General features: G+C 72.5%; 22 protein-coding genes. 13 read left to right on the forward strand and 9 right to left on the reverse strand.

Annotated elements, in window-relative coordinates; translation table 11 throughout:
* The first annotated feature begins 132 nt into the window (after positions 1–132).
* The 3 genes from ACX9TP_RS46785 to ACX9TP_RS46795 all read left to right on the forward strand — a co-directional run bounded on the left by ACX9TP_RS46785 (position 133) and on the right by ACX9TP_RS46795 (position 4,797).
* The gene (locus ACX9TP_RS46785) at positions 133–1,029 is read left to right on the forward strand and encodes a sigma-70 family RNA polymerase sigma factor (protein ID WP_482977223.1); all 897 of its coding nucleotides are present in this window, start codon (positions 133–135) and stop codon (positions 1,027–1,029) included.
* A gap of 17 nt (positions 1,030–1,046) precedes the next feature.
* Entirely contained in the window at positions 1,047–4,046 is a 3,000-nt protein-coding gene (locus tag ACX9TP_RS46790) for a tetratricopeptide repeat protein (RefSeq protein ID WP_482977224.1), read from the forward strand.
* Between the two features lie 82 nt (positions 4,047–4,128).
* Positions 4,129–4,797 carry a metallophosphoesterase gene (locus ACX9TP_RS46795; protein WP_482977225.1) on the forward strand — a complete coding sequence of 223 codons (669 nt, stop codon included), beginning with the start codon at positions 4,129–4,131 and terminating at the stop codon, positions 4,795–4,797.
* An 11-nt stretch (positions 4,798–4,808) separates the two neighbouring features.
* On the opposite strand, the gene ACX9TP_RS46800 is transcribed toward ACX9TP_RS46795, so the two are convergent.
* The 3 genes from ACX9TP_RS46800 to ACX9TP_RS46810 form a co-directional block, all read right to left on the reverse strand.
* The gene (locus ACX9TP_RS46800; RefSeq protein ID WP_482977226.1) at positions 4,809–6,275 is read right to left on the reverse strand and encodes a TIGR02996 domain-containing protein; all 1,467 of its coding nucleotides are present in this window, start codon (positions 6,273–6,275) and stop codon (positions 4,809–4,811) included.
* A 31-nt stretch (positions 6,276–6,306) separates the two neighbouring features.
* Entirely contained in the window at positions 6,307–7,605 is a 1,299-nt protein-coding gene (locus ACX9TP_RS46805; protein WP_482977227.1) for a universal stress protein, read from the reverse strand.
* Positions 7,606–7,677: 72 nt separating this feature from the next.
* Positions 7,678–8,709, reverse strand: coding sequence for a 2-hydroxyacid dehydrogenase (locus ACX9TP_RS46810; RefSeq protein ID WP_482977228.1), 1,032 nt, complete (start codon positions 8,707–8,709; stop codon positions 7,678–7,680).
* 254 nt (positions 8,710–8,963) lie between these two features.
* On the opposite strand from ACX9TP_RS46810, the gene ACX9TP_RS46815 reads away from it, so the two are divergent.
* Both ACX9TP_RS46815 and ACX9TP_RS46820 read left to right on the forward strand, forming a co-directional pair.
* Positions 8,964–9,413 carry a thioredoxin family protein gene (locus ACX9TP_RS46815; RefSeq protein ID WP_482977229.1) on the forward strand — a complete coding sequence of 150 codons (450 nt, stop codon included), beginning with the start codon at positions 8,964–8,966 and terminating at the stop codon, positions 9,411–9,413.
* Between the two features lie 25 nt (positions 9,414–9,438).
* On the forward strand, positions 9,439–10,779 hold the full coding sequence (locus ACX9TP_RS46820) for a nicotinate phosphoribosyltransferase (RefSeq protein WP_482977230.1): 1,341 nt from the start codon (positions 9,439–9,441) through the stop codon (positions 10,777–10,779).
* A gap of 3 nt (positions 10,780–10,782) precedes the next feature.
* On the opposite strand, the gene ACX9TP_RS46825 is transcribed toward ACX9TP_RS46820, so the two are convergent.
* The 4 genes from ACX9TP_RS46825 to ACX9TP_RS46840 form a co-directional block, all read right to left on the reverse strand.
* A complete protein-coding gene (locus ACX9TP_RS46825) occupies positions 10,783–12,426 on the reverse strand; it encodes a choice-of-anchor D domain-containing protein (protein ID WP_482977231.1) in 1,644 nt (547 codons plus the stop codon).
* Positions 12,427–12,844: 418 nt separating this feature from the next.
* Positions 12,845–13,474: a hypothetical protein gene (locus ACX9TP_RS46830; protein ID WP_482977232.1), complete on the reverse strand. Its 630-nt coding sequence runs from the start codon at positions 13,472–13,474 to the stop codon at positions 12,845–12,847.
* Positions 13,475–13,567: 93 nt separating this feature from the next.
* On the reverse strand, positions 13,568–14,029 hold the full coding sequence (locus ACX9TP_RS46835) for a DoxX family protein (RefSeq protein ID WP_482977233.1): 462 nt from the start codon (positions 14,027–14,029) through the stop codon (positions 13,568–13,570).
* Between the two features lie 119 nt (positions 14,030–14,148).
* Positions 14,149–15,051 (reverse strand): LysR family transcriptional regulator, encoded by a 903-nt coding sequence (locus ACX9TP_RS46840; protein ID WP_482977234.1) that lies wholly within the window; start codon positions 15,049–15,051, stop codon positions 14,149–14,151.
* Between the two features lie 201 nt (positions 15,052–15,252).
* Here ACX9TP_RS46840 and ACX9TP_RS46845 point away from each other — a divergent pair, with 201 nt between their 5' ends.
* The 8 genes from ACX9TP_RS46845 (at position 15,253) to ACX9TP_RS46880 (ending at position 23,774) form a co-directional block, all read left to right on the forward strand.
* A complete protein-coding gene (locus tag ACX9TP_RS46845; RefSeq protein ID WP_482977235.1) occupies positions 15,253–16,365 on the forward strand; it encodes a Kelch repeat-containing protein in 1,113 nt (370 codons plus the stop codon).
* A 108-nt stretch (positions 16,366–16,473) separates the two neighbouring features.
* The gene (locus tag ACX9TP_RS46850) at positions 16,474–18,006 is read left to right on the forward strand and encodes an AAA family ATPase (protein WP_482977236.1); all 1,533 of its coding nucleotides are present in this window, start codon (positions 16,474–16,476) and stop codon (positions 18,004–18,006) included.
* The gene (locus ACX9TP_RS46855) at positions 18,003–18,878 is read left to right on the forward strand and encodes a hypothetical protein (protein ID WP_482977237.1); all 876 of its coding nucleotides are present in this window, start codon (positions 18,003–18,005) and stop codon (positions 18,876–18,878) included. Before ACX9TP_RS46850 ends, ACX9TP_RS46855 begins: the two co-directional genes overlap by 4 nt.
* Positions 18,875–20,581: a hypothetical protein gene (locus tag ACX9TP_RS46860; protein ID WP_482977238.1), complete on the forward strand. Its 1,707-nt coding sequence runs from the start codon at positions 18,875–18,877 to the stop codon at positions 20,579–20,581. Before ACX9TP_RS46855 ends, ACX9TP_RS46860 begins: the two co-directional genes overlap by 4 nt.
* The gene (locus ACX9TP_RS46865; protein WP_482977239.1) at positions 20,568–21,203 is read left to right on the forward strand and encodes a hypothetical protein; all 636 of its coding nucleotides are present in this window, start codon (positions 20,568–20,570) and stop codon (positions 21,201–21,203) included. The genes ACX9TP_RS46860 and ACX9TP_RS46865 overlap by 14 nt, the downstream gene beginning before the upstream one ends.
* A 2-nt stretch (positions 21,204–21,205) precedes the next feature.
* Positions 21,206–21,943: a hypothetical protein gene (locus tag ACX9TP_RS46870; protein ID WP_482977240.1), complete on the forward strand. Its 738-nt coding sequence runs from the start codon at positions 21,206–21,208 to the stop codon at positions 21,941–21,943.
* A complete protein-coding gene (locus ACX9TP_RS46875) occupies positions 21,940–22,851 on the forward strand; it encodes a radical SAM protein (RefSeq protein ID WP_482977241.1) in 912 nt (303 codons plus the stop codon). The genes ACX9TP_RS46870 and ACX9TP_RS46875 overlap by 4 nt, the downstream gene beginning before the upstream one ends.
* Positions 22,852–22,871: 20 nt before the next feature.
* Positions 22,872–23,774 (forward strand): hypothetical protein, encoded by a 903-nt coding sequence (locus ACX9TP_RS46880; RefSeq protein WP_482977242.1) that lies wholly within the window; start codon positions 22,872–22,874, stop codon positions 23,772–23,774.
* 38 nt (positions 23,775–23,812) lie between these two features.
* Here ACX9TP_RS46880 and ACX9TP_RS46885 read toward each other — a convergent pair whose 3' ends face one another.
* Complete coding sequence (locus tag ACX9TP_RS46885) at positions 23,813–24,367, reverse strand: hypothetical protein (RefSeq protein ID WP_482977243.1); 555 nt, start codon at positions 24,365–24,367, stop codon at positions 23,813–23,815.
* A 120-nt stretch (positions 24,368–24,487) separates the two neighbouring features.
* Positions 24,488–25,192, reverse strand: a complete 705-nt coding sequence (locus ACX9TP_RS46890) for a trimeric intracellular cation channel family protein (protein ID WP_482977244.1) — start codon at positions 25,190–25,192, stop codon at positions 24,488–24,490.
* Positions 25,193–25,209 lie beyond the last annotated feature (17 nt).

A 25,209-nucleotide genomic window follows, 5' to 3' on the forward strand; every position in this document is an offset into this window, starting at 1 on the left:
GGGAGCCCGCGTGGGCTGCACTGCGCCCGTGCCCCACACCGCCCTTCTGGAATCCATGGAGCAGGCGTGCAAGCACTTCACCAGGGAAACAGTCGAAACCGGATTACGGGAGGCGGTGTTATCGTCCCTGGCGTGTCCACACCGGACGTTTCCCTGGCCCAGGCCTTCGTCGCGGCGCGCGGCGGCACCGCTTCCCCGGAGTCGCTTCCCTCCTTGCAGGAGCGGCTGGCGCGCGTGCTGGACCAGGCGCGCTCGGCGTGGCCCGGCGTGGCGCTGGACGGCACGCGCTACGTCGGCCACCTGGCACGGCTGCTCGCGGGAGAGGCGCCCGCCGAGGACGTGGAGAAGCTGAACCTGCCGGACGTGTACCTCGCCCGCGCGGCGGCGGACGGGCTGCCCGCCGCGCTCAAGGCCTTCGAGGCGCGCTTCCTCCCGGAGGTCGACGCGGCGGTGGCGCGCCTGAAGCTCCCACCCACGGGCCTGGATGAGGTCCGCCAGCTGCTGCGCCAGCGCATGCTGGTGGGCAGCGCGGAGGCGCCCGCCCGGCTGGCCGCCTACCCCGGCACCGGCCCGCTGAGCGGGTGGGTGCGCGCGGCGGCGCTGTGGCTCGCCCTGGACTGGCAGCGCCAGCGCAGCGGTCAGGCCCAGGCGGAGGACGGGGACCTCTCCGTGCTGATGGCGCCCGGTGATGACCCGGAGCTGGCGTACCTCAAGACGACGTACCGGGCGGAGTTCAACGCGTCCTTCGCGGCGGCGCTCGCGGCCCTGGAGCCGCGCCAGCGCAACTTCCTGCGCCTGAAGTACCTGGACGGGCTGAGCATCGACCAGCTCGGCGCGCTGTACGGCGTGCACCGCTCCACCGCGGCGCGCTGGGTGGTGGGCGCGCAGGAGGCCCTGCTCCAGGAGACGCGGCGCCTGCTCACCGAGCGCCTGCGCCTCACCCGCTCGCAGCTCGACAGCGTGCTGCGCCTCATCTCCAGCCAGCTCGACGTGAGCCTCAGCCGCCTGCTGCGCTCGCGGCTCGACTGAACGAAAGCCTTCGCGCCGTGGCCTGTCTGGACGAGAGCACCTTCGTCGAGCTGCTGATGGGCAGCCTGCCTCCGGCCCGCGCGGCGGAGGTGGACGCGCACCTGGACACGTGCGCCTCGTGCCGGCGCATGGTGGCCCAGGGGCTGCGCGCGCAGACGCCCGACGAGGGGCCGCCCGGCGAGGCCACCGCGCTGACGCCGCCCCGCCCCGCGCGCGGCGAGGACGCGCCCCTGGACAAGGGCACCGCGGTGGGCCGCTACCTCGTGCTGGAGCGGCTGGGCGCCGGCGGCATGGGCGTCGTCTACAGCGCGTATGACCCGGAACTGGACCGGCGCGTGGCCCTCAAGCTGCTGCGCGTGGGCGTGCTGGGCCTGGAGGTGGAGGAAGGCCGCGCCCACCTGCTGCACGAGGCGCAGGCCATGGCCCGCGTCTCCCACCCGCACGTGGTGCCCGTCTACGACGTGGGGACGTTCGGCCAGAGCGTCTTCCTCGCCATGGAGCTGGTGGAGGCCCAGACGCTGCGCCAGTGGCTGAAGGCCGCGGCGCGCCCGTGGCGGCAGGTGCTGGCCCTCTTCGTGGACGCGGGCCGGGGCCTCTCGGCGGCGCACGCGGCGGGGGTGGTGCACGGCGACATCAAGCCGGAGAACCTCCTCGTCGGCCGCGACGGCCGCGTGCGCGTCACCGACTTCGGCCTCGCCCGCAGCGCCAACCCCCAGGACGAGGCCGCGCCGGGCACGCCCGTGGCCGGCGGCACGCCCGCGTACATGTCGCCGGAGCAGCTGGACCCGAACGCGCACCCCGACGCGCGCAGCGACCAGTTCGCCTTCTGCGTGGCGCTGTACGAGGCCCTCTACGGCGAGCGCCCCTTCGCGGCCGCCACGGTGCGCGAGCTGCTGGCGGAGATTCGCAACGGGCGGGTGAAGCCCGCGCCCCGGGGCGCGCCGGTGCCGCTGTGGCTGCGGCGCGTGGTGGTGCGGGGCCTGTGCGTGGACCCCATGGACCGGTATGGCTCCATGGACGCGCTGCTGGCCGCGCTCCAGCACAACCCGGCGGCGCGCCAGGCACGCCGCCTCCAGGTGGCGGGCGGCGCGGCGCTGCTGTTGACGGCGGTGGGCATCACCCACGCGGTGGGCTCGCGCCGCGAGCGGGCGTGCGCGGGCGCGGGCAAGGAGCTCGCCACGGTGTGGGGGCCGTCGCAGCAGGCGGCCATCCAGTCCGCCTTCCTCGCCACCGGCAAGCCCTACGCGGCCGCGGCGTGGCAGCGCGTGCGGCGCACGCTGGACGTGTACACCGCCGAGTGGGTGACGACGCGCACCACCGCCTGCGAGGCCACGCGCGTGCGCCGCGAGCAGCCCGAGGAGGTGCTCGCCCGGCGCATGCACTGCCTCGACGGCCGGCTGGCGGAGGTCGCCGCCCTCACGCAGCTCTTCGCCCGCGCGGACGCGGGCACGGTGGAGCTGGCCGCGCGCGCCGCGGAGGCGCTGCCCCCGCTGCAGCGCTGCTCGGACCTCGCGGCCCTGGCCGCGCGCGCGCCCGAGCCCGTGGACGACGTGGCGCGCGCCCGGGCGGAGGCGCTGCGCCAGACGCTGGTGCGGGCCCGCGCGCTGAGGGCGGCCGGCAAGTACGCGGAGGCGGTGGCGCTGCTGGAGCCGGCGGCGAAGTCCGCGAAGGACGCGGGGGACCGCTACGGTGCCGCGGACCTGCTGCTGCCCCTGGGCGAGCTGCAGCAGGAGCTGGGCGACCCGCGCAAGGCGGAGGCCACGCTCTTCGAGGCGGTGTGGGCCGCCGAGGCCGGACGCAACGACGTGGTGGCCGCGCGGGCCTGGACGTCGCTGGTGCACACCTCCGGAAAGGTGCTGGAGCAGCACGCCCTGGCCTGGCGCTGGAAGGAGCGCGCCGAGGCCGCCATCGAACGGATGGGCGGCGACGCGGTGCTGACCGCGCAGCTCCAGGTCCGCACGGGCGCGCTGCACTTCGTGCAGGGCCGCTACACGGAGGCCTCCGAGCAGCAGGAGGCGGCGCTCGCCCGGCTGGAGCAGACGTATGGCCCGGACAGCCTGGAGGCCGCGGACGTCCGGCTGGGGCTGGGCGCCACGCGCATCGCCCAGCACCGCGTGGATGACGCGCTGAAGCTCATCGAGCAGGCGCTGGAGACGCGGCGCAAGGCCCTGGGCCCGGACCACCCCGACGTGGCGCGCGCCCAGATGGAGCTGGCCGAGGTCTACTGGCGGCAGGCCAACCTGGCGCGCGTGGAGGAGCTGTCGCGCACGGCGCTCGCGGTGTTCGAGCGCGGGCTCGGCCCCGGGCACCGCGACGTGGCGACCGCGCTCGAGATGCTGGCGGCCGTCGTGGAGAACCGGGGCCGGGGCGACGAGGCCCTGCGCCTCCAGGAGCGCGCGCTGGACATCACCCTCCAGGTGGAGGGCCTGGAGAGCTCCGGCACGCAGATGGTCATGAGCAACCTGGCCAACCTGCTGGCGCGGATGGGGCGCCACGAGGAGGCCCTGGCGCGCCACATGGCCACCATCGCCCCGCTGGAGCAGCGGCTCGGGCCCCAGCACCCCTTCCTGGCCAGGGCCTACCGGGCCTGCGGCAACAACTACCGCGACATGAAGCGCTACAAGGAGGCCCACCCCTACCTGCTGCGCGCCCGGGCCATCCTCGAGTCACGCCAGGATGACCCGTATGGCTACCTGACGGGCACGTGGATTGACCTGGGCCGCAACTGGCTGGACTTGAAGCAGCCGCGCAAGGCCGCCGAGGTGCTGGAGCTGGCGGTGGCGAACCGCTCCGGCTCGAAGCAGACCGCAGGGGGGCGGGCCTTCGCGCGCTACACCCTGGCCAAGGCGCTGTGGGAGGGGAACCTGGACCGGCCCCGCGCCCTGCGGCTGGCCGAGGAGGCGCGGGAGCTGTTCGCGGGCCTGGGCGGGCGGTACACGAAGGTGGTGGTGGAGATGGACGCGTGGCGCGCCAGCCTGCCCCGGCCGGCCCGGGTGCCAGCGGCCGACACGCGCTAGCGTCTGTCGGAAGCACGGCGGGCGACGAAAGGAGCGCATGGGGCTCCCGTCCCCGCGCGAAGCGCATTAAAGGAGGAGCGGGATGCGAACGCTCTTCATCGGGGACGTGCACGGTTGCGCGGAGGAACTGGACGCGCTGCTGGCCGAGTGCGGCTGGCGGCCGGACGACCGCGTGGTGCTGGTGGGAGACCTGGTGGCGAAGGGGCCGGACTCGGCGGGCGTGGTGCGCCGGGCCCGCGAGCGCGGCTTCCTCGCGGTGCGCGGCAACCACGACGCGCACGTGCTGCGCTGGCACGCGGGCCGGGGGCCCAAGGGCAAGAAGCTCAAGCCCGAGCACCAGCTCGTGCTGGACACGCTGTCCACCGAGGACTGGGCGTGGCTGGCGGCCCAGCCGCTCTACCGCCGCTTCCCGGAGCTGAACGTGGTGGCGGTGCACGGCGGGCTGGTGCCGGGCGTGGCGCTGGAGCAGCAGAAGGAGGACGAGCTGCTCAACCTGCGCAGCATCGCCTCGGACGGCACGCCGTCGAAGCGCGTGGACGGCGGCGAGCCGTGGGGCAGCTGCTGGAAGGGGCCGGAGCTGGTCATCTTCGGGCACGACGCCATGCGTGGGATTCAGCGGCACCCGTACGCGCTCGGGCTGGACTCGGGCTGCGTGTACGGCGGCCGGCTGTCCGCGTACGTGCTGCCGGAGGGGCGGCTCGTGTCGGTGCTGGCCAGGCGCGCGTACGTGGACGTCGACGCGTCGGGGTGAGGACCCACATCTCAGCTCCACTCCACCCGCGCATGGACAGACGCCGCCTCCTCCAGGAGCTTCCGGTCCGGCGTCGTCAGGCGACACTCCACCCGGACGTGGAGCCCCCGGACGCCGAATCCCGCCGCGTCCTTGATGGCACGGGCGAGCGGCCGGACCCCTTCCTCGCCCAGGAGCTTCGCCAGCACGGGCAGGTCCTTCCGGAGCATCACCACCAGCGCCCACCCCACGGCGCCCCGTGCCTCGAAGCGCTCCAGTCGCGACGCCAGCCGGGACTTCACGCACAGGCGCACGTCCTCCGGGTCCGCGTCTTCCAACAGCAGGCGCGTGAGCTGGGGCAGCCCGTCCAGGCAGGTGAACAGCTCCGGCGCGTTGTCCACGACGGAGCCCGTGACACCCAACTGCCGTATCCCCAGCCCGCGCTCCCCCAGTCCGCGCGCCAGCTCCGCCTCCACGTGTCGCAGCACCCGCACGTTGCGCAGGGGCGGCTGCGCGAGCCACGCCACCAGGTCCGGCAGCATCGCGCGGCCCCAGTGAATCTCCCGCACCGTGGCCCAGCCAGCCCCCGCCTCTGGCAGCGGCGCGCCCCACCAGGGGTTCATCTGCACGGCCATCGGGAAGCCCCGCTCGAAGCGCGTGGCGCCGCGCACGATGGCCGGACCGAGCGGCGCCTCCCAGCGAAGGTGGTGCGCCGCCAGCAGCTCCTCGATGCGAACTTCGTCGGGCTGGGGATTGCACTGCAAGGTGATGAGCTCGCCCAGCGGGTCGCCCTGCTCCAGCAGGAGGTCCGCCAGCACCATCCGCGCCTCCAGGTCGTCCGGGTCCGCGTACACGCGCGCCACCAGCGACTCGCGAAGGGGCGCGCTCCGGACCTCGGCGGCCTCGCGCTCACAGAGCGCCTCCTCCAGCTCCCCGCACAGGCGCGAGGCGTCCTCCCCCAGCGGCAGGCCCGGCTTCGCGAGGAGGCGCTGGATGACGGCCTCCAGTCGCGTCGAGTAATCGGAGCCCGGAGGCAGGCCCGCGCGCAGCGTCCGCAGCGGCTCCAGCGCGCGTGGGTCCCTCACCGCCTCCAGCAGTCCACAGAACACGTCGGGCACACCGAGGTCGCTGGCCACGGGCATCCGCGAGATGTCCAGCAGCACGGAAGTGAAGCGCGGGTCCGCGGGCCAGTTGCGGAAGGCCCGGAGCGACTTGCGCAGCGAGCCGGGAAAGCCCCGGTCCGCCCCCTCCCGGACGGTGACGAGCAGCCGGGGAAGGTCCAACGGCCGGCACTCCACCATGGTGGACGAGCCGGGCTCGCAGTCGAGCGCCGACAGTCCCCGCGTGAGCCGCTCCGACAGCCGCTCCACGAGCGCGGCGATACGCGCGTCACGTGCCTGCCGCCAGGCCTCCAGCAGGCGGCCCAGGGCCTCCTCCTCGGAGTGGCGCTCGAAGGCCTCCAGCGCGCGTCCGAGGAGGTCTCTCAGGGTGTCACTCACAGGCCGGCAGTGTACCCCGTGAGGCCCGGCTTCACCCCCTCGGCGGGCGCACCACCAGCACGGGCCGGTCCGTGCGCAGCAGCACCTCCTGCGTCACCGAGCCCAGCACCGCGCGCTTCAGCCCCGAGCGCCCGTGCGTGCCCATGACGAGCGCATCCACGCAGAGCCGCTCGGCGGTCTGCACCAGCGTCGTCACCACGTCCCGGCCCTGGGGAAGCACGTCCACCTGCACGCGCCGCCCACCGGCCTGCGCCGCCTTCGGCACCACCGCGAGGAGCTGCTGCTTCAGCTCCTCCTCATGGCCGGGCTTCACGCGCCCCTCCAGCACGTGGACGAGGTGCACCGTGCCGCCCTCCGCCACCAGCCCGCAGGCGTGGGCCACCGCGCGGTTGCCCGTGTCCGAGAAGTCGGTGGCCACGAGCACCTCGCGGTAGACGGGCAGCGGCGCGTCCGAGACCGACGGCGCCACCATGGTGGGCACGCATGCCACGGACATGCGCGCCAGCCGCACCGCGTGGTGCGACACGCTCCACAGCCGGCCCAGGGCGCGGCGGTGGTGCGTGCCCACCACCAGCAGGTCCGCGCCCTCGCGCGCGGCCAGCTCCACCAGGTGGTCGGCGATGCGCCCCACGCCCGCGTGCGCCACGATGCGGGGCGCCTGTCCCCCTGAAGCCAGCGGCGCCATCAGCGAGACGGCCTCCTGCTCCACCGCATGCCGCAACTCCGCGGTGACGTCGCCGAAGGTGGGGGGGAGCGGCAGCCCCAGGCGCGGGTACTCCTCCTCCGGCCAGTACACGCGCCCGCCCATCACCTCCACCTCGCCCCAGCGGCGCAGACCCTTCACCCACTCGCGCGCCACCTCGAAGGTCCGCGAGCGGTCCACGCCCAGCATCACCTTCAGCGGCCGCTCGCCCCTGGCCCACGCCTCCAGGGGCGCCGCGTCGCGCACCACCAGCAGCGGGACGACCAGCGTCTGCGCCAGCCGGTCCACGGTGCCCCCCACGCTCAGGAAGAGCGCCCCGTCGCTGGGCTCCGCCGTCACCACGAGCGAGGCCTTCTGCTCCCGCGCGTAGGCGTCCAACGCCTCCGCCGGCTCACCGGTGAGCAGCACGCGCTCCACCTTCGCGCCCGTCTTCTCCAGGCGCTTCACCTGGTCCGCCAGGGCGGCCTCGGCCGCGTCGGCCAGCGCCCGCCCGAAGGCGCGCGCGGAGTTGGGGTTCAGCACGTGCACCAGGCGCAGCGGCTCCCCCGTCTTCCGGGCGAGCTCCGCGGCCAGTGCCGACGCGCGCAGCGCGGCGTCAGAGAAGTTCGTGGCGCAGACGATGGACATGTCGCTCTTTCTCCCAGCTTCGGTTGTACGGCCCGGTTCGAGGTGAGGACCTTTCACCTTCCGTGCCACGGCTCAGCTCGTCGCGGCCGGCGGCGCGCGGAGCACCTGCTCGGCGCGCACCTCGTTCACCAGGGGCTCGCCCTGCTCGAAGGCCTTCACGCTGGCCAGCGTCGTCTCGGCGATGTTGGCCAGGGCCTCGTGGGTGAGGAAGGCCTGGTGCGAGGTGACGAGGACGTTGGGGAAGGTGAGCAGCCGCGCCAGCACGTCGTCGTGGAGCACCTGCCCGGAGAGGTCCTGGAAGAAGATGCCCTCTTCCTCCTCGTAGACGTCCAGCCCCGCGCCGCCGATGTGGCCCGCCTTCAGCGCGTCGAGCAGGGCCCGGCTGTCGATGAGCGCGCCGCGGCCGGTGTTGATGAGCACCACGCCCTTCTTCATCCGCGCCAGCGCCGCCGCGTCCACCATGTGGCGCGTGCCGGGTGTCAGCGGCACATGGAGGGAGATGACGTCCGACGCGGCGAACAGCGCGTCCAGCGGGACGAAGCGCACCCCCGCCTCGCGCTCGAAGCCGGCGTCGGGCGCCACGTCGTAGCAGAGCACCTGGCAGCCGAAGCCCCGGAAGATGCGGGCCGCCACGCGGCCGATGCGGCCCGTGCCCACCACGCCCACCGTCTTGCCGGCGAGGTCGAAGCCCACCAGCCCGTCGAGGGAGAAGTTCCAGTCGCGCACGCGCGCGGAGGCGCGGGGGATGTGGCGGTTGAGGGACAGCACCAGCGCCACCGCGTGCTCGGCCACCGCGTGCGGTGAGTACTCCGGAACGCGCGTCACGCGGATGCCCAGCCGCCGCGCCGCCTCCAGGTCCACGTGGTTGTAGCCCGCCGAGCGCGCCGCCACGAGCCGCACCCCGCCCCCGTGCAGCGCCGCCAGCGTCGCCGCGTCCAGCTTGTCATTGACGAAGGAGCACACCGCGGGAAAGCCGTCCGCCAGCTTCGCCGTCTGCAGCGTGAGCCGCGGCTCGAAGAAGGTGAGCGCATGGCCGAAGCGCGCGTTGGCCCTCTCCAGCGCGTCACGGTCATAACGGTGGGTGTCGAAGACGGCCAGCCGCATGTCTGCTCCCCTGCCCGGCTGGACTGCATGCCCGGCGTGTCGCCCTGGTCTCAGTGCAATGCCCGCACCCGTCCACGTCCCCGCGCTGTACCCATACGGGCAGCGCAAAAGCTGCGCACGCCGGGGGGACGCTGCAAAAGCTGCGCACCAGGCGAGCGGCGGTGGGCCCGGCAGCGCGCTTTCGGCCCACATTTCAGGGCGCGCGGAGGGGGCGAGGCCTACCTTGGTGGGAAGAGCTCGCGTCGGGAGGAATCATGTTCCGCTGTAAGGCCTGTGGGGCGTTCAACCGCGTACGCGAGCCCCGTCCGCCGGGCGCGCCCGAGTGCGGCCGCTGTCATTCCGCGCTGGACGTCACCGGTGCACCGCAGGAGGTGGATGGCGAGGGGCTGGACCGCGCCGTCCTCGGCTCGCCAGTGCCGGTGCTGCTCGACTTGTGGGCCCCCTGGTGCGCGCCGTGCCGCGCGGCGACCCCCATCGTGGAAGCGGTGGGCCGGGCCCAGGCGGGACGGCTGCTGGTGCTGAAGCTGAACACCGAGCAGCACCCCCATGCGGCCAGCACGCTGCGGGTGCAGGGCATCCCCACCTTCGTGGTGTTCGCGGGCGGGCGCGAGGTGGCGCGGCGCAGCGGGGTGATGCCCCGCGCGGAGCTGGAGCGGTGGGTGATGGCGTCGGTGGCGCAGGGTGGCGCGAACGCCACCGCCTGAGCCCCCACGCACAAGGAGGCACGTCATGGAGGATGGCGCCGCGCTGCTGACGGACCTCTACCAATTGACGATGGCGGAGGCGTACCTCGACGAGGGGCTGTGGGACGAGGCGGTGTTCAGCCTCTTCGTCCGGCGCCTCCCGGCGCACCGCAACTACCTGCTCGCGGCGGGGCTGGAGGACGCGCTCGACATGCTGGAGCGCCTGCGCTTCCGCGCGGAGGACCTGGACTGGCTGGCCTCGCTGGGGCGCTTCTCGGACCGACTGCTCGGCTGGCTGGAGCGCTTCCGCTTCAGCGGGGACGTGGATGCGGTGCCGGAGGGCACGCCGGTGTTCGCCCAGGAGCCGGTGCTGGAGGTGCGCGCGCCGCTGCCGGAGGCGCAGCTGGTGGAGACGTACCTGCTCAACCAGGTCCACCTCCAGACGCTCGCGGCGTCGAAGGCGACACGGGTGGTGGAGGCGGCGGCGGGGCGCCCGGTGATGGAGTTCGGCCTGCGGCGCATCCACGGCGCGGACGCGGGGCTGAAGGTGGCGCGCGCCGCGTACGTCGCGGGAGTGGACTCCACGTCCAACGTGCTCGCGGGGAAGCGCTACGGCATCCCGGTGTCCGGCACCATGGCGCACAGCTACGTGCAGGCGCACGACGACGAGCTGGAGGCCTTCCGCGCCTTCACGCGCGTGTACCCGGACGCGACGCTGCTGGTGGACACGTACGACACGCTGCACGGGGTGCAGCACGCCATCCGCCTCGCGCGCGAGCGGGGCGAGGACTTCCAGGTGCGCTCGCTGCGGCTGGACTCGGGAGACCTGCTGGCGCTGTCACGCGCGGCGCGGGAGATGCTGGACGAGGCGGGGCTGCACCGGGTGCGGCTGGTCGCCAGCGGCGGGCTGGATGAGGACTCCGTCGCGAGGCTCGTGGCGCATGGCGCGCCCATCGACGCCTTCGGCGTGGGGACGGCGATGGGCGTGTCCGCGGACGCGCCCTCGCTGGACATGGCGTACAAGCTGGTGGAGTACGCGGGCCGCGCGCGCGTGAAGCTGTCCGAGGGGAAGGTGCTCCTGCCGGGCGCGAAGCAGGTGTACCGGCAGGAGGAGGACGGCGTGGCGCGCGGGGACGTCCTCACCCGGCGCGGGGACGTGGTGCAGGGCAGGCCGCTGCTGCGGCCGGTGATGCGCACGGGGAAGCGGCTGCCCGGAGCCTCGCCGCCGCTGGCGGACGTGCGGGCCTGCGCGAGGCGCGAGGTGTCACGGCTCCCGCGCGAGGTGCGCGCGCTGGAGCCCGCGAGGCCCCCATACCCGGTGAGGGTGGGCACGGAGCTGGAGCGGGCGCGCGCGGCACAGGTGGAGGCGTGGTCCGCGGCGCCCTGAACCTCAGTTGCCCGCGAGCACGCGGGCTTCGTACTGGCGGACGAAGCCCCCGCCGCTCACCGGGGCGGTGCCATGGCCGCCGCCCACCAGGACATTCCCGGCCGGGGTGAAGCCCAGGATGGTGACCCGGGTTCCAGTGCTCGCGGACGAGCTGACATGGGTGACGGGGCCCGGAGTCCGCGTCTGCAGGTTCATCAACGAGAACCAGCCCCGGCCCGGCGCCTGGGTGCCGGGAAGCAGCTCATGGCCGCCGACGAGCAGCGCGCCCGCGGACGAGAAGGCCTGCGCGATGACCACTCCCGGCCCATTCGTGGACGAGGCGCTCCACACCATCCTCCCATCCGCGTCCACCCAGAACTGCGAGAAGCCCCCCGGAGCCGAGCTGATGGAGATGGAGATGGAGCTCATCTCCCCCGTGGGGCCGATGACGAAGTCGTACCAGGCGGAGTCCTTCTCCCACAGCCGCGTCCCCTCGGGACTGAACTTCAGGTAGTAGCTCTTCACGAACACGGTCTGCCCGGACGTCTCACCGCGATTGAACGCGTTGCCGGACAGATAGACCCGCCCCTCCGCATCCACGCCCATGCCGGAGGGGTAGTTGAAGTGGCCATCATTGAAGAGCACGCTCCAGCGCTCGTTCCCGTCGGCCGTGAGCGAGATGAGCTTGAACTGCCGCTCGGTCTCGAAGTTGCCCTGCGCCACCAGCACGTAGACGTGCCCGCTGGCGCTCACCGCGAGGCGATCCCCGCTCGGGGAGGTGCCGCCCGGAGTGTGGCGCCACAGCACATTCCCCTCCGCGTCGTACCTCGTCACCCGGCCGGAGTAGTCCATCACGTAGATGTTGCCCCCGGCATCCAGGCCCAGCCTCAACGAGTCCGACGCGGCACGCGTCCAGAGCACCTGCCCCGTGCCGCTCAGCCGCGTCAGGCCCGTGTTGTCCACGACGAGGACGTCGCCGTTGGGCGCGGCCACCACGCCCGTGGGCACGATGTTCCGCTTCACCTCCCACTGGAAGAGCGGGCTGAGCGCCCTCATGACGACGCGCTTCGGCCCGTTCATGCGGAGCAGACAGCCATTCTGGGCCGTCGCCTCGCAATCTCCCTCCCAGGTGGGAAACCCCTCGGGTGAGCTCCGCAGGGTCAGCTCCCCCTTTCGCACGAGCATCCGGCACGGCTGGTCGCAGGACCACTCGTTGTCGCCGGCAACGACTCGCACGCCCGCGGGCATCGAGGCCACCTCCACCCAGCTGACGGCCGCACCCTTGAGGACCGTCTGGTCCACGGAGGGAGCCCCCTCCACCTTGAGGCGGGCTTCGTACGAACCCGCCAGCGGGGGCGTGAACTTCACGCGCACCTCGCACTCCATGCCCGCGTCGAGGTACCGCTCGCAGGTGTTGGAGGTGATGGTGAAGCCAGCGCCGTCGACGGACACCGACACCGACTCCACGGCGGACGGCGAGGCATTACGGATGGTGAAGAGCTGCTCGGGCGAGGTCTGCCCTATCTCCAGCTCACCGTAGTCGAGCGACTCCCGGTCGATGATGAGCGCGGCCGACGCGGACTTCTCGTCATCGGAGTCGGAGCACGCGCCGAGGAGCGCGGAGGCACCGAGGAGCAGCAGGAGCGACAGCACAGGATTGCGAAGCATGCGCGGCCTTCTATGCGAATCCCTGTCAGCCTGACAAGCGCCCCCCCTCGAAGGAACACATTCACGGTTCGTTCGCGTGTCTGTCATTGCGTCACGAAGAGGGAGCGGCCTGGCGGGGCCCTGCTCCGATGCCCCTCTCCGGACACACCTCGGGTGCGGCGCCCTGACGGGACACGCGGGCACTGCTGCTCACTTCCAGGGCCTGCCTGGCCAGCGGGCCCCAGCTCCAAGGTCCTGGGGCGCGGCGCGGGCACTGTCGTGAGACAGCAGTGCCCGCGAGACCGCCTCCCGACCCCCATCGGGAAGAGCGCGAGCATGGGAGGACTGTCCCACGCCGCGCCCGCCCGTTCCTCACGGTTCCATCACGTTCACATCAAGATGAAGGCACGAAGCCGACGGGCCTTCACGGAGGCGAAGCTCAGGGCACCTCCGCCACGCAGCGCCCCTGCTGGCAGCGGGGCACAAAGGCCGGGTAGGCACACGAGCCGATGCTGGTGCAGATGGGGGACTCGGAGCAGTAGCGCGACACCTCCGCGGCGGCCCGGGCCGCGAAGTCCGCGCGACCGGCGGCGTTCACCATGGCCGGAGGGCACGTCCCATAGCCCGTGCAGCGGCCGTTGACGGTGACCGCCACGCAGTCCTCGTCCTGCTCGCACGCGGAGTGCTCCGCGCGCAGGCTCTCCAGCGCGCAGTACACCGTCTTCAAGCGCGGGCAGTGGTAGTCCTCGTGGGCGCAGCCCGGGTACGTGTACGTCTCCTGCGGGTGGCGGGGCAGCCAGCAGGCAGGCTGGCCGGGAGTGCTCGGACACTGCCGTTCGTCCGTCGAGCCCGCCGGGCAGCTCCAGCTCCCAGCGGTGCACACGGGCTGCAGGAGGACGTCGCCGCATCCCTCACAGCAGGTGGGCGTGTCGGCTACCACGCACCCCGCCGCCGTCGTCGAGCCGTCGCCCGGCCCCGGGTCCTGGGCCGTGCCCTCCCTGGAATCAGCTCCACCGGCACTGCAGCCCAGCCATACCGCCCACAGCAGCAACACTGTCAGCTTGCGCATCTGCGTCCCTACTTTGCTTTGGCGGCCCCGCCGGCATCCTCCGCGGAATCCGAAGCGCCCTGCAAGTCGGTTCCTCTCAGGAGTGAGCGCCTCTCAACCCATCACGCTGGCCGTGCGTCCGGACGACACCGTGCGCCGCTCCCGCACGCCGTCGACCGCGAACGCTCCGCTGCCCACCAACGCCTGCGTCACCAGCGCGAGGATGAGGAAGGCGACGTACTCCCAGCCGCCGCCAGAGTTGGTGAACATCCACCCGTTGGCGACATGCGGCTTGAGCGCACCGAGCATCACCGGCACCAGCCCGAGCGCCACGAGGCGCGTGCGAAACCCCGCCACCAGCGCCAGCCCGCCGAGCAGCTCCGCCAGGAACACGGGCCAGGCGGTCCACCCGGGGAAGCCGTGGGCCTCGAAGAACTGCGCCGTGCCCGCGAAGGTGAAGATGAACGCCTTGGCCCCCGCGTGCGCGAGGAACACCGCGCCCAGGGCGATGCGGAGCACGGTGGCGCCCGCGTCGCGCGCGGAAGGAGAGGACAGGAAGGACTCGATGCGGCTCATGACGGCGACTCCTCGAAGCGGGAGGGGAGGAATTCCCCCCGGACGCTCCATGCAATGCCGTCGTCGCCTTCACGGCGGAAGGCGCTGCTCGCGAACGAATCGTTCTCCCACGAGAACAATCATCCCCACCGGGGGGAGCGGAACTCCGCGGCCAGCACGTCGAGCAGGGCGCGCAGGCGCGGGGCGGGAGTCCGGCCGGACGCATGGACGGCGTAGATGCCCAGGGGGCGAGGCGCGAAGGCGTCCAGCACCGTGACGAGCCTGCCGGAGCGCAGGTCCTCGTCCACCATGAAGCGCGGCAGCATGGCGAGGCCGATGCCCTGGGCCGCGGCCTCGCGGAGCAGGGTGCCGTTGCCCGTGGCCAGCGAGCCGGACACGGGCACGCGGATGCGCCCTTCCGGGCCGTAGAAGCGCCACTCGTCCTCGGTGCGCAGGTGCGTGTAGCGCAGGCAGTCGTGGTGGATGAGGTCCTCGGGCCGCTCGGGAGTCCCCCGCCGCTTCAGGTACGCGGGAGCCGCGCACACGTGCAGCGACGTGGTGGCCAGCTTGCGGGCCACGAGGCTGGAGTCGCGCAGGCGGGTAATCCGGAGCGCCACGTCCACGCGCTCCTCGACGAGGTCCACGAGCCTGTCGCTCAGCACGACGTCCACGGTGGTGTCCGGGTGCGCGGCGAGGAACCGTGCCAGGGGGGCGGCGAGGTACAGCTGCGCGAAGCTGACGGGCACGTTGAGGCGCAGCGTGCCCCGGCCCGCGTCGGACGCACCGCGCGTGGCGGCGCCCGCCTCCTGGAGCATCCGCGCGCAGTGCGCATACACGCCCAGGCCCGCGTCGGTGACGGTGAGCTTGCGCGTGGTGCGGATGAGCAGCCGCTCGCCCACGCGGGACTCCAGCCGCGACACGCGCGCGCTGACGACGGACTTCGACACACCGAGCGCCGTGGCCGCCTGCGTGAAGGAGCGGTGCTCCACGACGCGCGCGAAGCACGCGAGGCCGAGCAGGTCATCGAAGAGGGGTTCGCCCACCAGCGCAGACTGCCACGGCGGCGCGAGGCCGATGAAGGCTGGCGCCCCCCTTCGTGGCCACGCACCCCCAGCGTCACAACCGCAACGTGGCTGCAAATACGACACCTGACACCCACACCGTCACGCGGTGTTGACGTGAAGTACGCGCGCTTCGTCAGTCCTTGCCGCCACAATGCTGGCCCCCCGAACCACGAGGACCGTATGACACGAGTATCCGCAACGAAGGCGTGGCTCTTGCTCGGACTGTGGAGCACCCTCGCCGCCGCGTCGGGACTGCCCGAAACGCCGCCCCCCCAGACAAGCCTCGTCTCGCCGTGGACCCAGGCGGCGTCGATGAGCCGCTACCGCTTCTCCCACACCGCCACGCTGCTGCCCTCGGGCCGCGTGCTCGTCACGGGCGGAGGCAGCTCGGGCGGTGTCACCGCCACCACCGAGACGTACAACCCCGCCACCAACACGTGGGCCGCTTCCGCGAACCTGGGCGTGGCCCGCTCGGGCCACACCGCCACGCGGCTGCCCTCGGGCCGGGTGCTCATCGTCGGCGGCCACCACAGCACGGCCGTCCACGCGAGCGCGGAGCTGTACAACGCCACCACCAACACCTTCACCGCTACCGGCGCCATGGTGACGGCGCGCCGCAACCACAAGGCGGTGCTGCTGCCCTCCGGCCAGGTGCTCGTCGTCGGCGGCTTCGGCACCACCTCGTACAACAGCGCGCTGCGCAGCGCGGAGCTCTACAACCCGTCCACGGGCCGGTGGACGGCCACGGGCTCGCTGTCCACGGCGGAGGGCAGCGTCACCGCCACGCTGCTCGCGGACGGGCGGGTGCTCGCCATCAATGACGACGGCTTGGTGGCCGCCGCCGAGGTCTACACCCCGGCCACCGGCACCTGGACGCGCGTGTCGGACCCGCCGGCCTTCTACGGGCACGCGGCGGTGCGGCTGGACTCGGGCGCGGTGCTGGCCACGGGCCAGGAGCAGTACTGGTACGACAGCGGCGCGTGGCTGTACTTCCCGGAGGACGACTATTGGGAGTACGTCTCCTACGCCAACGAGACGCGTCGCCGGGGCCACACGCTGACGCTGCTGCCCTCGGGCCAGGTGCTCGTCGCGCGGGGTACGCGCAACCAGATTGGCGGCAGCGTGGAGCTGTTCGACCCCGACTCCTGGTCCCTGTACGTCGTGGGCACGGACGCGGCCACCACCGGCCACACGGCGACGCTGCTGCCCTCGGGCGGCGTGCTCGTCGTGGGAGGCACCAGCCAGGAGGAGCCCGAGTGGTACTCCTCCGCCGAGATTTTCTGGGAGCCGTGAGCCCCCGCTGACCTCCCGCCCCGCGCACCCGCACGCCGGGTGTGCGGACGGCGGGGAGGCCATCTGGTTCCACCCCGGGGACGCGTGCTCTACTCGGGCGCGTCCCACATGGAATCCTCCCAGCTCGTCGCCTCGTGGCTCCAGGGCCGTGCCACCCTCGGTCCGGACCTGGAGCTCCGGCTCGCGCCCCGCACGGTGTCCACCCTCGCCGCCAAGCTGCGGCGCGCGTACACGTGGATTGCCACCCAGGCGCTCGTCAGCCCCTACCAGGACGTGCAGTTCGGTGACCCCGTCGTCCTCACCGGCGCGAGCACGCGCGTGGAGCTGGGCCCGGTGGGCTACTCCGCCTACGTGCTCCTGCCGCTGCTCAACCTCGCCACCTCGCAGCGCCTGCTCTTCGTCGGCGCGCCCGGGCGCGGGAAAACGACCATGGCCACGCTGGTGGCCCTCATCGCCGGAGGCGCCCCGGACGAGGTGCGCCGCAGCGTGCAGCACGGCCACCCGCAGCTGACGCTGACGGACTTGCTCGGCAGCCCGCTGCCCAGCGAGCTCATCCGCGCCGAGGACGCCAGCCACATCCGCGTCGCCTGGCGCCGCTGGCTCACCCAGCGCGTGAAGATTGTCGACGAGTACAACCGCATCCCCACCAAGACGCAGTCCGCGCTCCTGTCCCTCATGGCCGAGGGCTACGCGGAGATGTTCGAGCAGGTGGTGGAGTGCGGCCGCTCCGCGTGGTTCCTCACCGCCAACGACGACCAGGGCGGCGGCACCTTCCCCGTCATCGAGGCGCTGAAGGACCGCATCGACCTCGTGGTGCGCAGCATGCCCTTCCACTCGCACCACCTGGAGACGCTCGCGAAGCGCGTGGCCGAGGGCACGGTGCCGGGCCAGTTCGTCCCCGCGGACCTCGTCTTCACCACCGAGGAACTGGACGCGCTGGAGCAGGAGGTGCGCGCCGTGCCGGTGCCGTCCACGGTGCTGGAGCTGCTGGGCTTCTTCGCCGGGCAGCTCGAGTTCTGCCAGCGCGCGTCCGGACAGCTCGAGTACATGCTGAAGGACACGCTGCACCTCGCCGGCCGCCGCGTGGGGCACGTGTGCACGGAGGACTGCCCGCTCGACAAGAGCGTCAACCTCTGCACCCAGACGGAGAACGGCGTCTCCGCCCGCGCGTACCAGGCGGTGCTCCTCTTCACCAAGGCGCTGGCGTACTTCCGGGGCGCGACCGAAGTCACGGTGGAGGATTTGCGCCAGGTGCTCCCCTGGGCGCTGCACGAGAAGCTCAAGCCCAACCCGCAGAGCGCCTTCTTCCAGAAGCCCGAGCACGCGGTGCACCTGCTCGACCGCATCGGCTGGGTGCGCCAGCTCTTCGACGCGGCGGTGGTGCAGCAGGCCGCCTACGCGAAGGTGCGTGAGCCGGTGGCGAAGCTGAAGGCCCAGGCCGAGGCGGGCCCCGCCGGGCTCGACGCGGGCGAGGTCCGCCGGCGCATGAGCGACATCCAGCAGGTGATGGAGAAGGTGCTCCAGAAGCAGGAGCTCAACGGCCCCGTCCACGAGGACCTCGTCCTCCTCAAGAACCTGCACGGCCGCTACGGCGTCTACCTGCGCAGCCTGGAGCGGCGTGGCAGGGCGGAAGGCACATGAGCGACGCCTGGGAAGCCCTCGTGCGCGAGCTGACCACCCAGGGCCCGCGCCGGCACTCGGACTGGGACGCGGCCCTCTTCGAGACGCTCGTCCATGACACCGGCGCGACGCTGCGGGCCGCGCTCCACGCCGAGCCGCGCCGGGACGCGGTGGCGGGCGCATGGCTGAAGCTCGCCGCCGAGGCGGTGGGCCTGGGCCAGGTGGACCGCGCCAGCGCGCGCTACCTCCTCACCGGCCGGGGCAAGGTGCCGGAGTCGGTGACGCTGATGGGGCGCTGCCTCCTGCAACTCGCGCCCGCGCAGCTCCCCGCGTACCCCGCGGACAGGGCCGTGGCGCTGCTCGCGCGCACCTGGAACCTCTGCGAGGGCCTCGCCGCGCAGCCCCTGTGGCTCAACCGCTATGTCACCGCGGCGGCGGCGGAAGCCCCGGCGCTGGAGAAGCTGGACGAGTTCCTCGTCACCACGCTGGCCCCGGCCCTCGCGCCGGCGCGGGAGTCCACATTCTCCGGGCCCTTCACGCTGGCGACGCTCGACACGCGCAAGGTGATGGACGAGTTCCTCCCCGGGGACATGCACCTCGCGGCGCCCTGTGTCCTGTGCGTGCACGACCGGCGCGCGGTGGACGTGAAGGTGGGCCTCTTCCTCGCGCCCGAGGGGAAGGCGCGCTTCCTCGGGCTCCTGCCGTGCCTGGGAACCTGGTCGGAGGGAGCACCACCACCGCTGGAGGTGAGGCCGGGCGCGGTGCGGGTGAACAAGCGGGTGGCCACGCTGCCGCTGCTGGGCATGCCCCACCAGATGCTCGCCGCGCGGAGCGGGTACGTGGTGGCCAGCGCGGTGGACTCGCAGCGGCTGTGGGTGCTGGACACGCCATGACGCAAGGGTTCGTCAAGCAACTGGCACCCGAGGTCGAGGTGCTGGAGCCGGAGCTGCAGCGGCACGTGGACGCGTGCTGGCAGCGCGCGCAGCGGCACTGGTCCCACTTCCTGCTGCTCGGCGAGCCGCGCGCGGCGAAGCAGAGCGCCCCGCTCGCGCACATCAACCTCATCAGCCGGCAGGTCTGGTTCAACGCCCGCGAGCTGCGCGCCCGGAAGCTGGAGGACAGCCTGGAGGCGGTGCTCGCGCACGAGGTGGGGCACCACGTGCGCTACCCGGGCAGCCTGGGTGTCTCCGCGCGCATGCGGATGATGGAGAAGACGCTGCTGCCACTGGAGGACTACTCGCTCATCAACGTCTTCTGCGACCTGCTCATCAACGAGCAGCTCGGCGCGGACGAAGCGCTCCGTCCCCAGCTCATCGCCATCTACCGCGCCTTCCAGAAGGACTACCGCTGGAAGCAGGACCCGGCCTTCTTCTTCTACCTCTCCGTCTACGAGGAGCTGTGGCAGCTGGAGCCGGGCCACCTGATGGGGCCGGAGCACGAGGCCTTCGCGAAGCAGTTCCCCGCCGCGCGCGCGGATGCGCAGCTGATGGCGCAGAACCTCTTCCACCTGGGCCCCAACGTCTACACACAGTTCCTCTACTTCCTCTCCATCTGCGCGCGCTACGTGCAGCCGATGAAGGGGGACCTGCCAAAGAGCACGGACCCGCAGGACTGCTGCAAGGACGCGCCGCGTCCGGAGGACTGGGCGGAGGCGCTCACCCCGGGCGCGCGGGAGAAGGAGGCCGTGCGCCGCGCGCTCGCGGAAGGGTGGCTGGACAAGGAGAACGCGGACCGGCTCGTGGGTGACAAGAGCCGCGAGCGGCGCATCGCCTCGCTGCCGGGCCAGGGGACGGCGAACGCGGAGGCGGTGCCGGAAATCATGGCGGCGTACTACCGGCAGGAGGCGGAGCGCTACCTGCTGCGCCCTCCGGACCGGCTGCACCTGGGCGAGGCGGTGGTGCCCACCACGCTGGAGGAGTGGGAGCTGGGCGACGCGCTGCCCACGGTGGACTGGCTGGCCACGCTGGCCCTGCGTGGGGACAGGCTGGGCGCGGTGATGCCGCTCAAGCGCGAGCGCATCGCCGACTACGAGGGCATGGACGTGCCGCTGTGGCAGCCGCGAGTGGAAATCTACCTGGATGTCTCCGGCTCCATGCCGGACCCGCGCACCACGCTCAACGCGATGACGCTCGCCGCGCAGATTCTCTGCGTAGGGGCCGTGCGCGCGGGTGGCTGGGTGCGGGCGCTGCTCTACTCGACGGACTGCGTGGCGTACTGGGCGTGGTGCCGCTCCGAGCTGGAGATGTCGCGCTTCCTCATGCACTACATCGGTGGAGGGACACGCTTTCCCTTCGAGCGGCTGGCGGAGTCCGTGCGCGAGCAGCGCGGCCGTCAGCCCACCCGCGTCGTCATCACCGACCGGGACTTCGACGCCAACCACGACGCGGCCGCGAGCCACGCGCGCATCTTCGCCGAGGCGGCGGAGACCTCCGCGCCGCTCGTCCTGCTGCTGCACCACCCCGACCCCGCGCGGGTGTCGCGCTACCGGCAGCAGGGCGCGCGCGTGGCCGAGGTGATGGAATTGGAGCATTTCCCCAAGGTGGCGGCCGCGCTCGCGCACGCCCTCTTCCAGGAGGAACGCCATGTCGCGCCTTGAGCGCCTGTTCGGCCGCAAGAGCGGCACACCCGCCGGCCCCGACGAGCGGCCCCGGCTGGACCTGGCCCCGCTGTGCGAGGCCTTGAATCGGCGCCGCCCCGCGCTGGAGCGCAAGGACGTGGAGCCGGTGCTCATGCGCGCCCGGCTGGCGGACTTCCAGAGGGACCACGGGCTGGAGCCGCTGCCGCCGGAGTCCTTCCTCACGCTGTGCGAGGGCCTGGACGCCGAGGGTTGGCGAAGGCTGGCGCTGGTGACGTCCGCGCTGGAGGAGGCCCCGGTGGGCACGGCGGTGGCGTCGCTCGCGCGGGCGCACGGTGTGGAGAAGCAGGTGCGCGAGGGCTTCGCGGGCTTCGCGCGCGAGGCTCGGCTGCTGACGCTGGAGCTGCTCGGCCAGAGCCCGCTGCGGCTGGAGGAGCTGGCACGCCGGTGGGCCGCGGCCCTGGGCGCGGGCCTCCAGGGAGAGTCGGACGAGGAGAGCGCGCAGCGGCTGGCGCGGCTGGACTACGAGAAGCTGCTGGCGGAGGCGGAGCGGGCGAAGAAGGCGGCGGAGGCGCGACAGGAGAAGCTGAAGAAGCTGCGCGAGGCGCAGGACGCGAAGGTCTCCCCCCGGGGGAAGTGGTAGCCATGCTCGAGACGCCCGCGAGCGCCGGCACGGCGTACCCGGCCGAGGACCTGCGCCGCTACCAGTTCCACACTGGCGCGCCGCTGTCGGCCCTGAGGCCGGACGAGCCGTGCCCGGTGCTGTATCGGGACTTGGGCCCGGTGGCCCTGCGACGCCACCTCCGGGGCACGCTGCCGAGACTGGCGGGCCCGCTCACGCCGCTGCTCTACATGCGCACGGTGGACTTTCGCGAGCCGTACACCGACTACGAGAACACCGGCCGGCTCGTCTTCCTGCGGCCGCTGCACGTGCAACCGTGGCGCTCGGGAGTGCCCGGCGTGTTCGTGGCGAGGGCCACGCGGCCGGTGGACCTGTCCTCGGTGGCGTACTGCCCAGGCTCCATTCCGCTGGAGTCGGTGGAGCCGCTGGCGCGCGAGGTGTCGGACGCGGCGGAGCTGCGCGAGGCGCTCGGCGGGAGGGAGTACGACGAGCAGGTGGCCGGGGCGCTGAATGCGCTGGATGGGCTGGTGGCGGAGCTGGAGGCGACGGAGCTGTGCGCGGAGCCGCTGCGGCGGGCGCTCCAGTCGCACCAGCGCGATGAGCGGCTGCGGGCTCGGGAGGAGCTGGCGCGGCTGGGCGTGGAGGAGAATGACCTGTGCGCCGCGTGGCACCACCTGCCGAGGGAGCGCCGTGCGCTCCTGAAGGAGGCCCTGCCCCGGCTGGAGCTGGCGCGGGTTGTCGAAGGAGGGGTGGTGCGATGAGCACCGCGCAGCCTGTGAGCCCTGCCGCGCTGGGCGCCGCGCCCACCCTCATCCCCTGGGAGTCCTGCCGCGCGCTGACGTGCAGCGTGCTGCCGGTGCGGCTCGCGTGCAACCTGCGCTGCCCGTTCTGTTTCTCGCGCTCGTCCATCAGCGCGCTGAAGCACGAGCCGTCGGACCTCCTGCACCTGGACATAGCGCGCTACTACCGCGACGCGCGCGAGCGCGGGGCCACGCGCCTGGTCATCACCGGCGGCGGCGAGCCGCTCCTGCGCCCTGAGACGGTGGTGCACCTCGTGCGCGAGGGCCGCCGCTTCTTCAGCGAGGTGGCCCTCTTCACCAACGGCACGTTCCTCACCCGCGCGCTGGCGGAGGAACTGGCGGACGCGGGCCTCTCCTACGTCTGCTGGTCCCGGCACGCCGTGGACGACGCGGACAACCGCGCGCTGATGGGGAAGCAGGCCCCGCTGCGCGAGGACTTCCTGGAGGCCGCGAGGCCGCTCAAGGTCCGGGCCACCTGTGTCCTGGCGCGAGGGCACGTGGACGGGCCAGAGGGCGCGTGGCGCTACATCCGCGCGCTGGCGCCGCTGGGGGTGCGCGAGTTCACCTTCAAGCACACGTACGTGGCCTACGCGCAGTCGGTGTTCCGTGAGTCCCCCGCCGACAGGTGGGCACGCGAGCACCAGGTAGAAGAAGACGTCTTCGAGGGCCAGGGGCAGGTGGTGGGCCGCCTGCCGTGGGGCCCCGTCATTCGCAAGGTCGAGGAGGTGCAGGTTTGTTACTACCGGGAGCCGACGCCGCAATGGGAGCAGGAGAACGGGCTGTGCCGCTCGCTGAATCTGTTGTCGGACGGGAGCGTGTACGCGTCACTGGAGGACTCGCGGAGCCTGTTGTATCGGCTGAGCGGCTAGCGAAGGCGCTGACTCCGGACATGGTGGAGACGTTCCGCCCGCTGCTGCCCGTGGGGTACGCGGCGGGAGCGGAGGCGTACCGCCGCGCGGCGGAAGGGCTGACGGCGGACGACCTGACCCAGCACTACACGCGGGGCCTGCGCTTCTTCCACGACGAGCTGGTGCCGAAGGTGAAGGCCCGGCTGAGCGCGCTGAGCGGCGGCGTGTGGCGGCTCGACGACTACGTGGCCTTCGCGGCGGGCAGCGACTGCGACTTCATGAGCCACCTGGTGGAAGCGGTGGCGGCGCGGGAGCCGGTGCGCCTGTACCCCGGGGACTGGCACGGCTTCTCGGTGGGCTGCACGCAGCAGGAGGGCATCCGCTGGGACGCGGAGTCCCCCGGAGCGCTGGCGTGCCTGTGCATCCCCTCGGTGCGCAACGGGCACGTGACGGAGGAGATGCTGGGCTTCCTCGGGGCGTCCTCGCACTGCCTGCTCAACCTGAACCTCTACCCGACAATGTCGGCCACGGAGCGGACGGAGGTGGCGGGCCAGCTGCTGCCGCTGCTGCCGAAGTCGGTGCTGTCCATCAGCTTCAGCCGGGGCTTCGGGCTGACGGCGTCGCAGCTCGGCGTGGCGCTGGTGCACAAGGACCACCCGTACCGGAAGCGCTTCGAGACGCAGTGGAACTGGCACACGTACTTCTTCAACGCGCTGGCGGCGCGGGCCTTCCTCGCGGTGGACCTGGAGCGGATGCAGGCGGTGGACGCCGAGCGACGCGCCTGGGTGGGCGCGTGGCTCGCCGAGCACGGGCTGCCAGTGGTGGAGGGCGGCAGCTACTACGTGAAGTCCTTCCGCGTGCAGGGCGAGCTGCCGGAGTACCTCGCACCGCTCAAGCGCGGTGACGTGGTGCGGCTGTGCTTCAAGCCGCCGCAGGTGGGGTGAGCGGGCTCAAGCGGCCCGCCACGGCAGCGAGAAGTAGCTCACTCTCCAGGCGCCGCTTTCGAGAGCGCCTGCGTGACGCTCGCATTGGAGCGGTACTTCTCGAGCAGGGCCTTGCGCCGGGGCTCCAGCTTGTCGCAGCCCTTCATGGCGTTCTCGATGAACCTCCGCCGCTTCTCGTGGAAGGGCTCCTCGCCCGAGAAGTGGTCGCATGACGCCTGCTTGTCGAGGAAGTCGACGACGTCGCAGCCCACGGCGGCGCAGTTCCCGGCACCGTACAGCTTGAAGGGTGAGCCGGAGGTGAAGCCCACGACCCGCAGCGGGTCCGACAGGGACACCATCACCGCGACCGGGACGTTCCACCGGCTCTCGAGCGCTTGCGTGTACCCATCCAGGGTGAGCGCGACGATGGCCTCGGGAGCGCCGTCGCCACTGAGGTCCCCCACGAAGTCGAGCGACACGGACTTCGACTGCTTCACGGCGTCGCCAAACTCCTTCTGGAGGTCCACGACGCGCTTCTTCCCCGCCGCGTCCTTCACCTGGAGCCACAGCGACTTCTCGTTCAGCGCGATGGCGTACGTGTTGCGTCGCTCCACCGGCCTTCAGCACGAAGAGCACCGCTGCGGTCGACAACAAGGTGATGGAGATTCCCCTCCGGGCGAACATAGCGCAGGGAGCGGGATGACCACGTTCGCGAACCGCGCCAACCCGCGCGCTTACGGAGGCCCTTCTCGACTCCCAGGCCCCCGCGACGGCGGCTCCGGCGGGCGCGTCCGCTTGACGGGGAGCCTCCAGCCGAAACGCAATGACACGAGCCGCAGCGTCCCACCCACCAGCATCCCCGCGAGCAGCGCCAGCTTCGGATGCCCCGCCTGGGAGAACGCGAGGCAGACGATGCTCGCCGCCAACGCCGCCGTCGCGTAGTAGCCCGGCACCGCCCGCATCAACGCCGGCGTCTGCCGGCTCAGCACGTCGCGGACGATGCCCCCTCCGGCCGCGGTGATGACGCCCATCATCAACGCCGTGCCAGGGTGCAGCCCCACCTCCAGCGTGCGCTGCGTCCCCGCCACCGCGAACGCGCCCAGCGTCAGCGCGTCCAGCGTCGCGAGCAGCTTCACGCCCGGCCCATGTCTCAGCTCGAAGAGGAAGGCCGCGAGCGCGCCCAGCAGCGCCATGGGCAGATACCCCGGCCGCACCAGCGCCAGCGGAGGCCCCGCCTGCAACAGCGTGTCGCGGATGATGCCGCCGCCGACACCGGAGACGAGCCCCAGCACCAGGTACCCCATCAGGTCCATCTTCCGGCGCTCGGCCTGCAACGCCCCCAGCACCGCGCCCGCGAACACGCCCACCAGGTCCACGATGAGCGTGCCCAGGGAGATGACCTCCTCCGGGACCACGGGCGCCGTCAGGTCGAAAGCCATGGCCCCCGAGGCTGCTA

This window comes from Pyxidicoccus sp. M15 (genome assembly GCF_056858435.1).

What these genes read in the sequence shown, in the direction of transcription:
- ACX9TP_RS46855 (WP_482977237.1), top strand. Translation starts at nt 18,003, where the DNA reads ATGAGCGACGCCTGGGAAGCCCTCGTGCGCGAGCTGACCACCCAGGGC.
- ACX9TP_RS46820 (WP_482977230.1), top strand. Translation starts at nt 9,439, where the DNA reads ATGGAGGATGGCGCCGCGCTGCTGACGGACCTCTACCAATTGACGATG.
- ACX9TP_RS46875 (WP_482977241.1), top strand. Translation starts at nt 21,940, where the DNA reads ATGAGCACCGCGCAGCCTGTGAGCCCTGCCGCGCTGGGCGCCGCGCCC.
- ACX9TP_RS46795 (WP_482977225.1), top strand. Translation starts at nt 4,129, where the DNA reads ATGCGAACGCTCTTCATCGGGGACGTGCACGGTTGCGCGGAGGAACTG.
- ACX9TP_RS46860 (WP_482977238.1), top strand. Translation starts at nt 18,875, where the DNA reads ATGACGCAAGGGTTCGTCAAGCAACTGGCACCCGAGGTCGAGGTGCTG.
- ACX9TP_RS46830 (WP_482977232.1), bottom strand. Translation starts at nt 13,474, where the DNA reads ATGCGCAAGCTGACAGTGTTGCTGCTGTGGGCGGTATGGCTGGGCTGC.
- ACX9TP_RS46825 (WP_482977231.1), bottom strand. Translation starts at nt 12,426, where the DNA reads ATGCTTCGCAATCCTGTGCTGTCGCTCCTGCTGCTCCTCGGTGCCTCC.
- ACX9TP_RS46865 (WP_482977239.1), top strand. Translation starts at nt 20,568, where the DNA reads ATGTCGCGCCTTGAGCGCCTGTTCGGCCGCAAGAGCGGCACACCCGCC.
- ACX9TP_RS46835 (WP_482977233.1), bottom strand. Translation starts at nt 14,029, where the DNA reads ATGAGCCGCATCGAGTCCTTCCTGTCCTCTCCTTCCGCGCGCGACGCG.
- ACX9TP_RS46805 (WP_482977227.1), bottom strand. Translation starts at nt 7,605, where the DNA reads ATGTCCATCGTCTGCGCCACGAACTTCTCTGACGCCGCGCTGCGCGCG.
- ACX9TP_RS46845 (WP_482977235.1), top strand. Translation starts at nt 15,253, where the DNA reads ATGACACGAGTATCCGCAACGAAGGCGTGGCTCTTGCTCGGACTGTGG.
- ACX9TP_RS46850 (WP_482977236.1), top strand. Translation starts at nt 16,474, where the DNA reads ATGGAATCCTCCCAGCTCGTCGCCTCGTGGCTCCAGGGCCGTGCCACC.
- ACX9TP_RS46880 (WP_482977242.1), top strand. Translation starts at nt 22,872, where the DNA reads ATGGTGGAGACGTTCCGCCCGCTGCTGCCCGTGGGGTACGCGGCGGGA.
- ACX9TP_RS46815 (WP_482977229.1), top strand. Translation starts at nt 8,964, where the DNA reads ATGTTCCGCTGTAAGGCCTGTGGGGCGTTCAACCGCGTACGCGAGCCC.
- ACX9TP_RS46810 (WP_482977228.1), bottom strand. Translation starts at nt 8,709, where the DNA reads ATGCGGCTGGCCGTCTTCGACACCCACCGTTATGACCGTGACGCGCTG.
- ACX9TP_RS46890 (WP_482977244.1), bottom strand. Translation starts at nt 25,192, where the DNA reads ATGGCTTTCGACCTGACGGCGCCCGTGGTCCCGGAGGAGGTCATCTCC.
- ACX9TP_RS46870 (WP_482977240.1), top strand. Translation starts at nt 21,206, where the DNA reads ATGCTCGAGACGCCCGCGAGCGCCGGCACGGCGTACCCGGCCGAGGAC.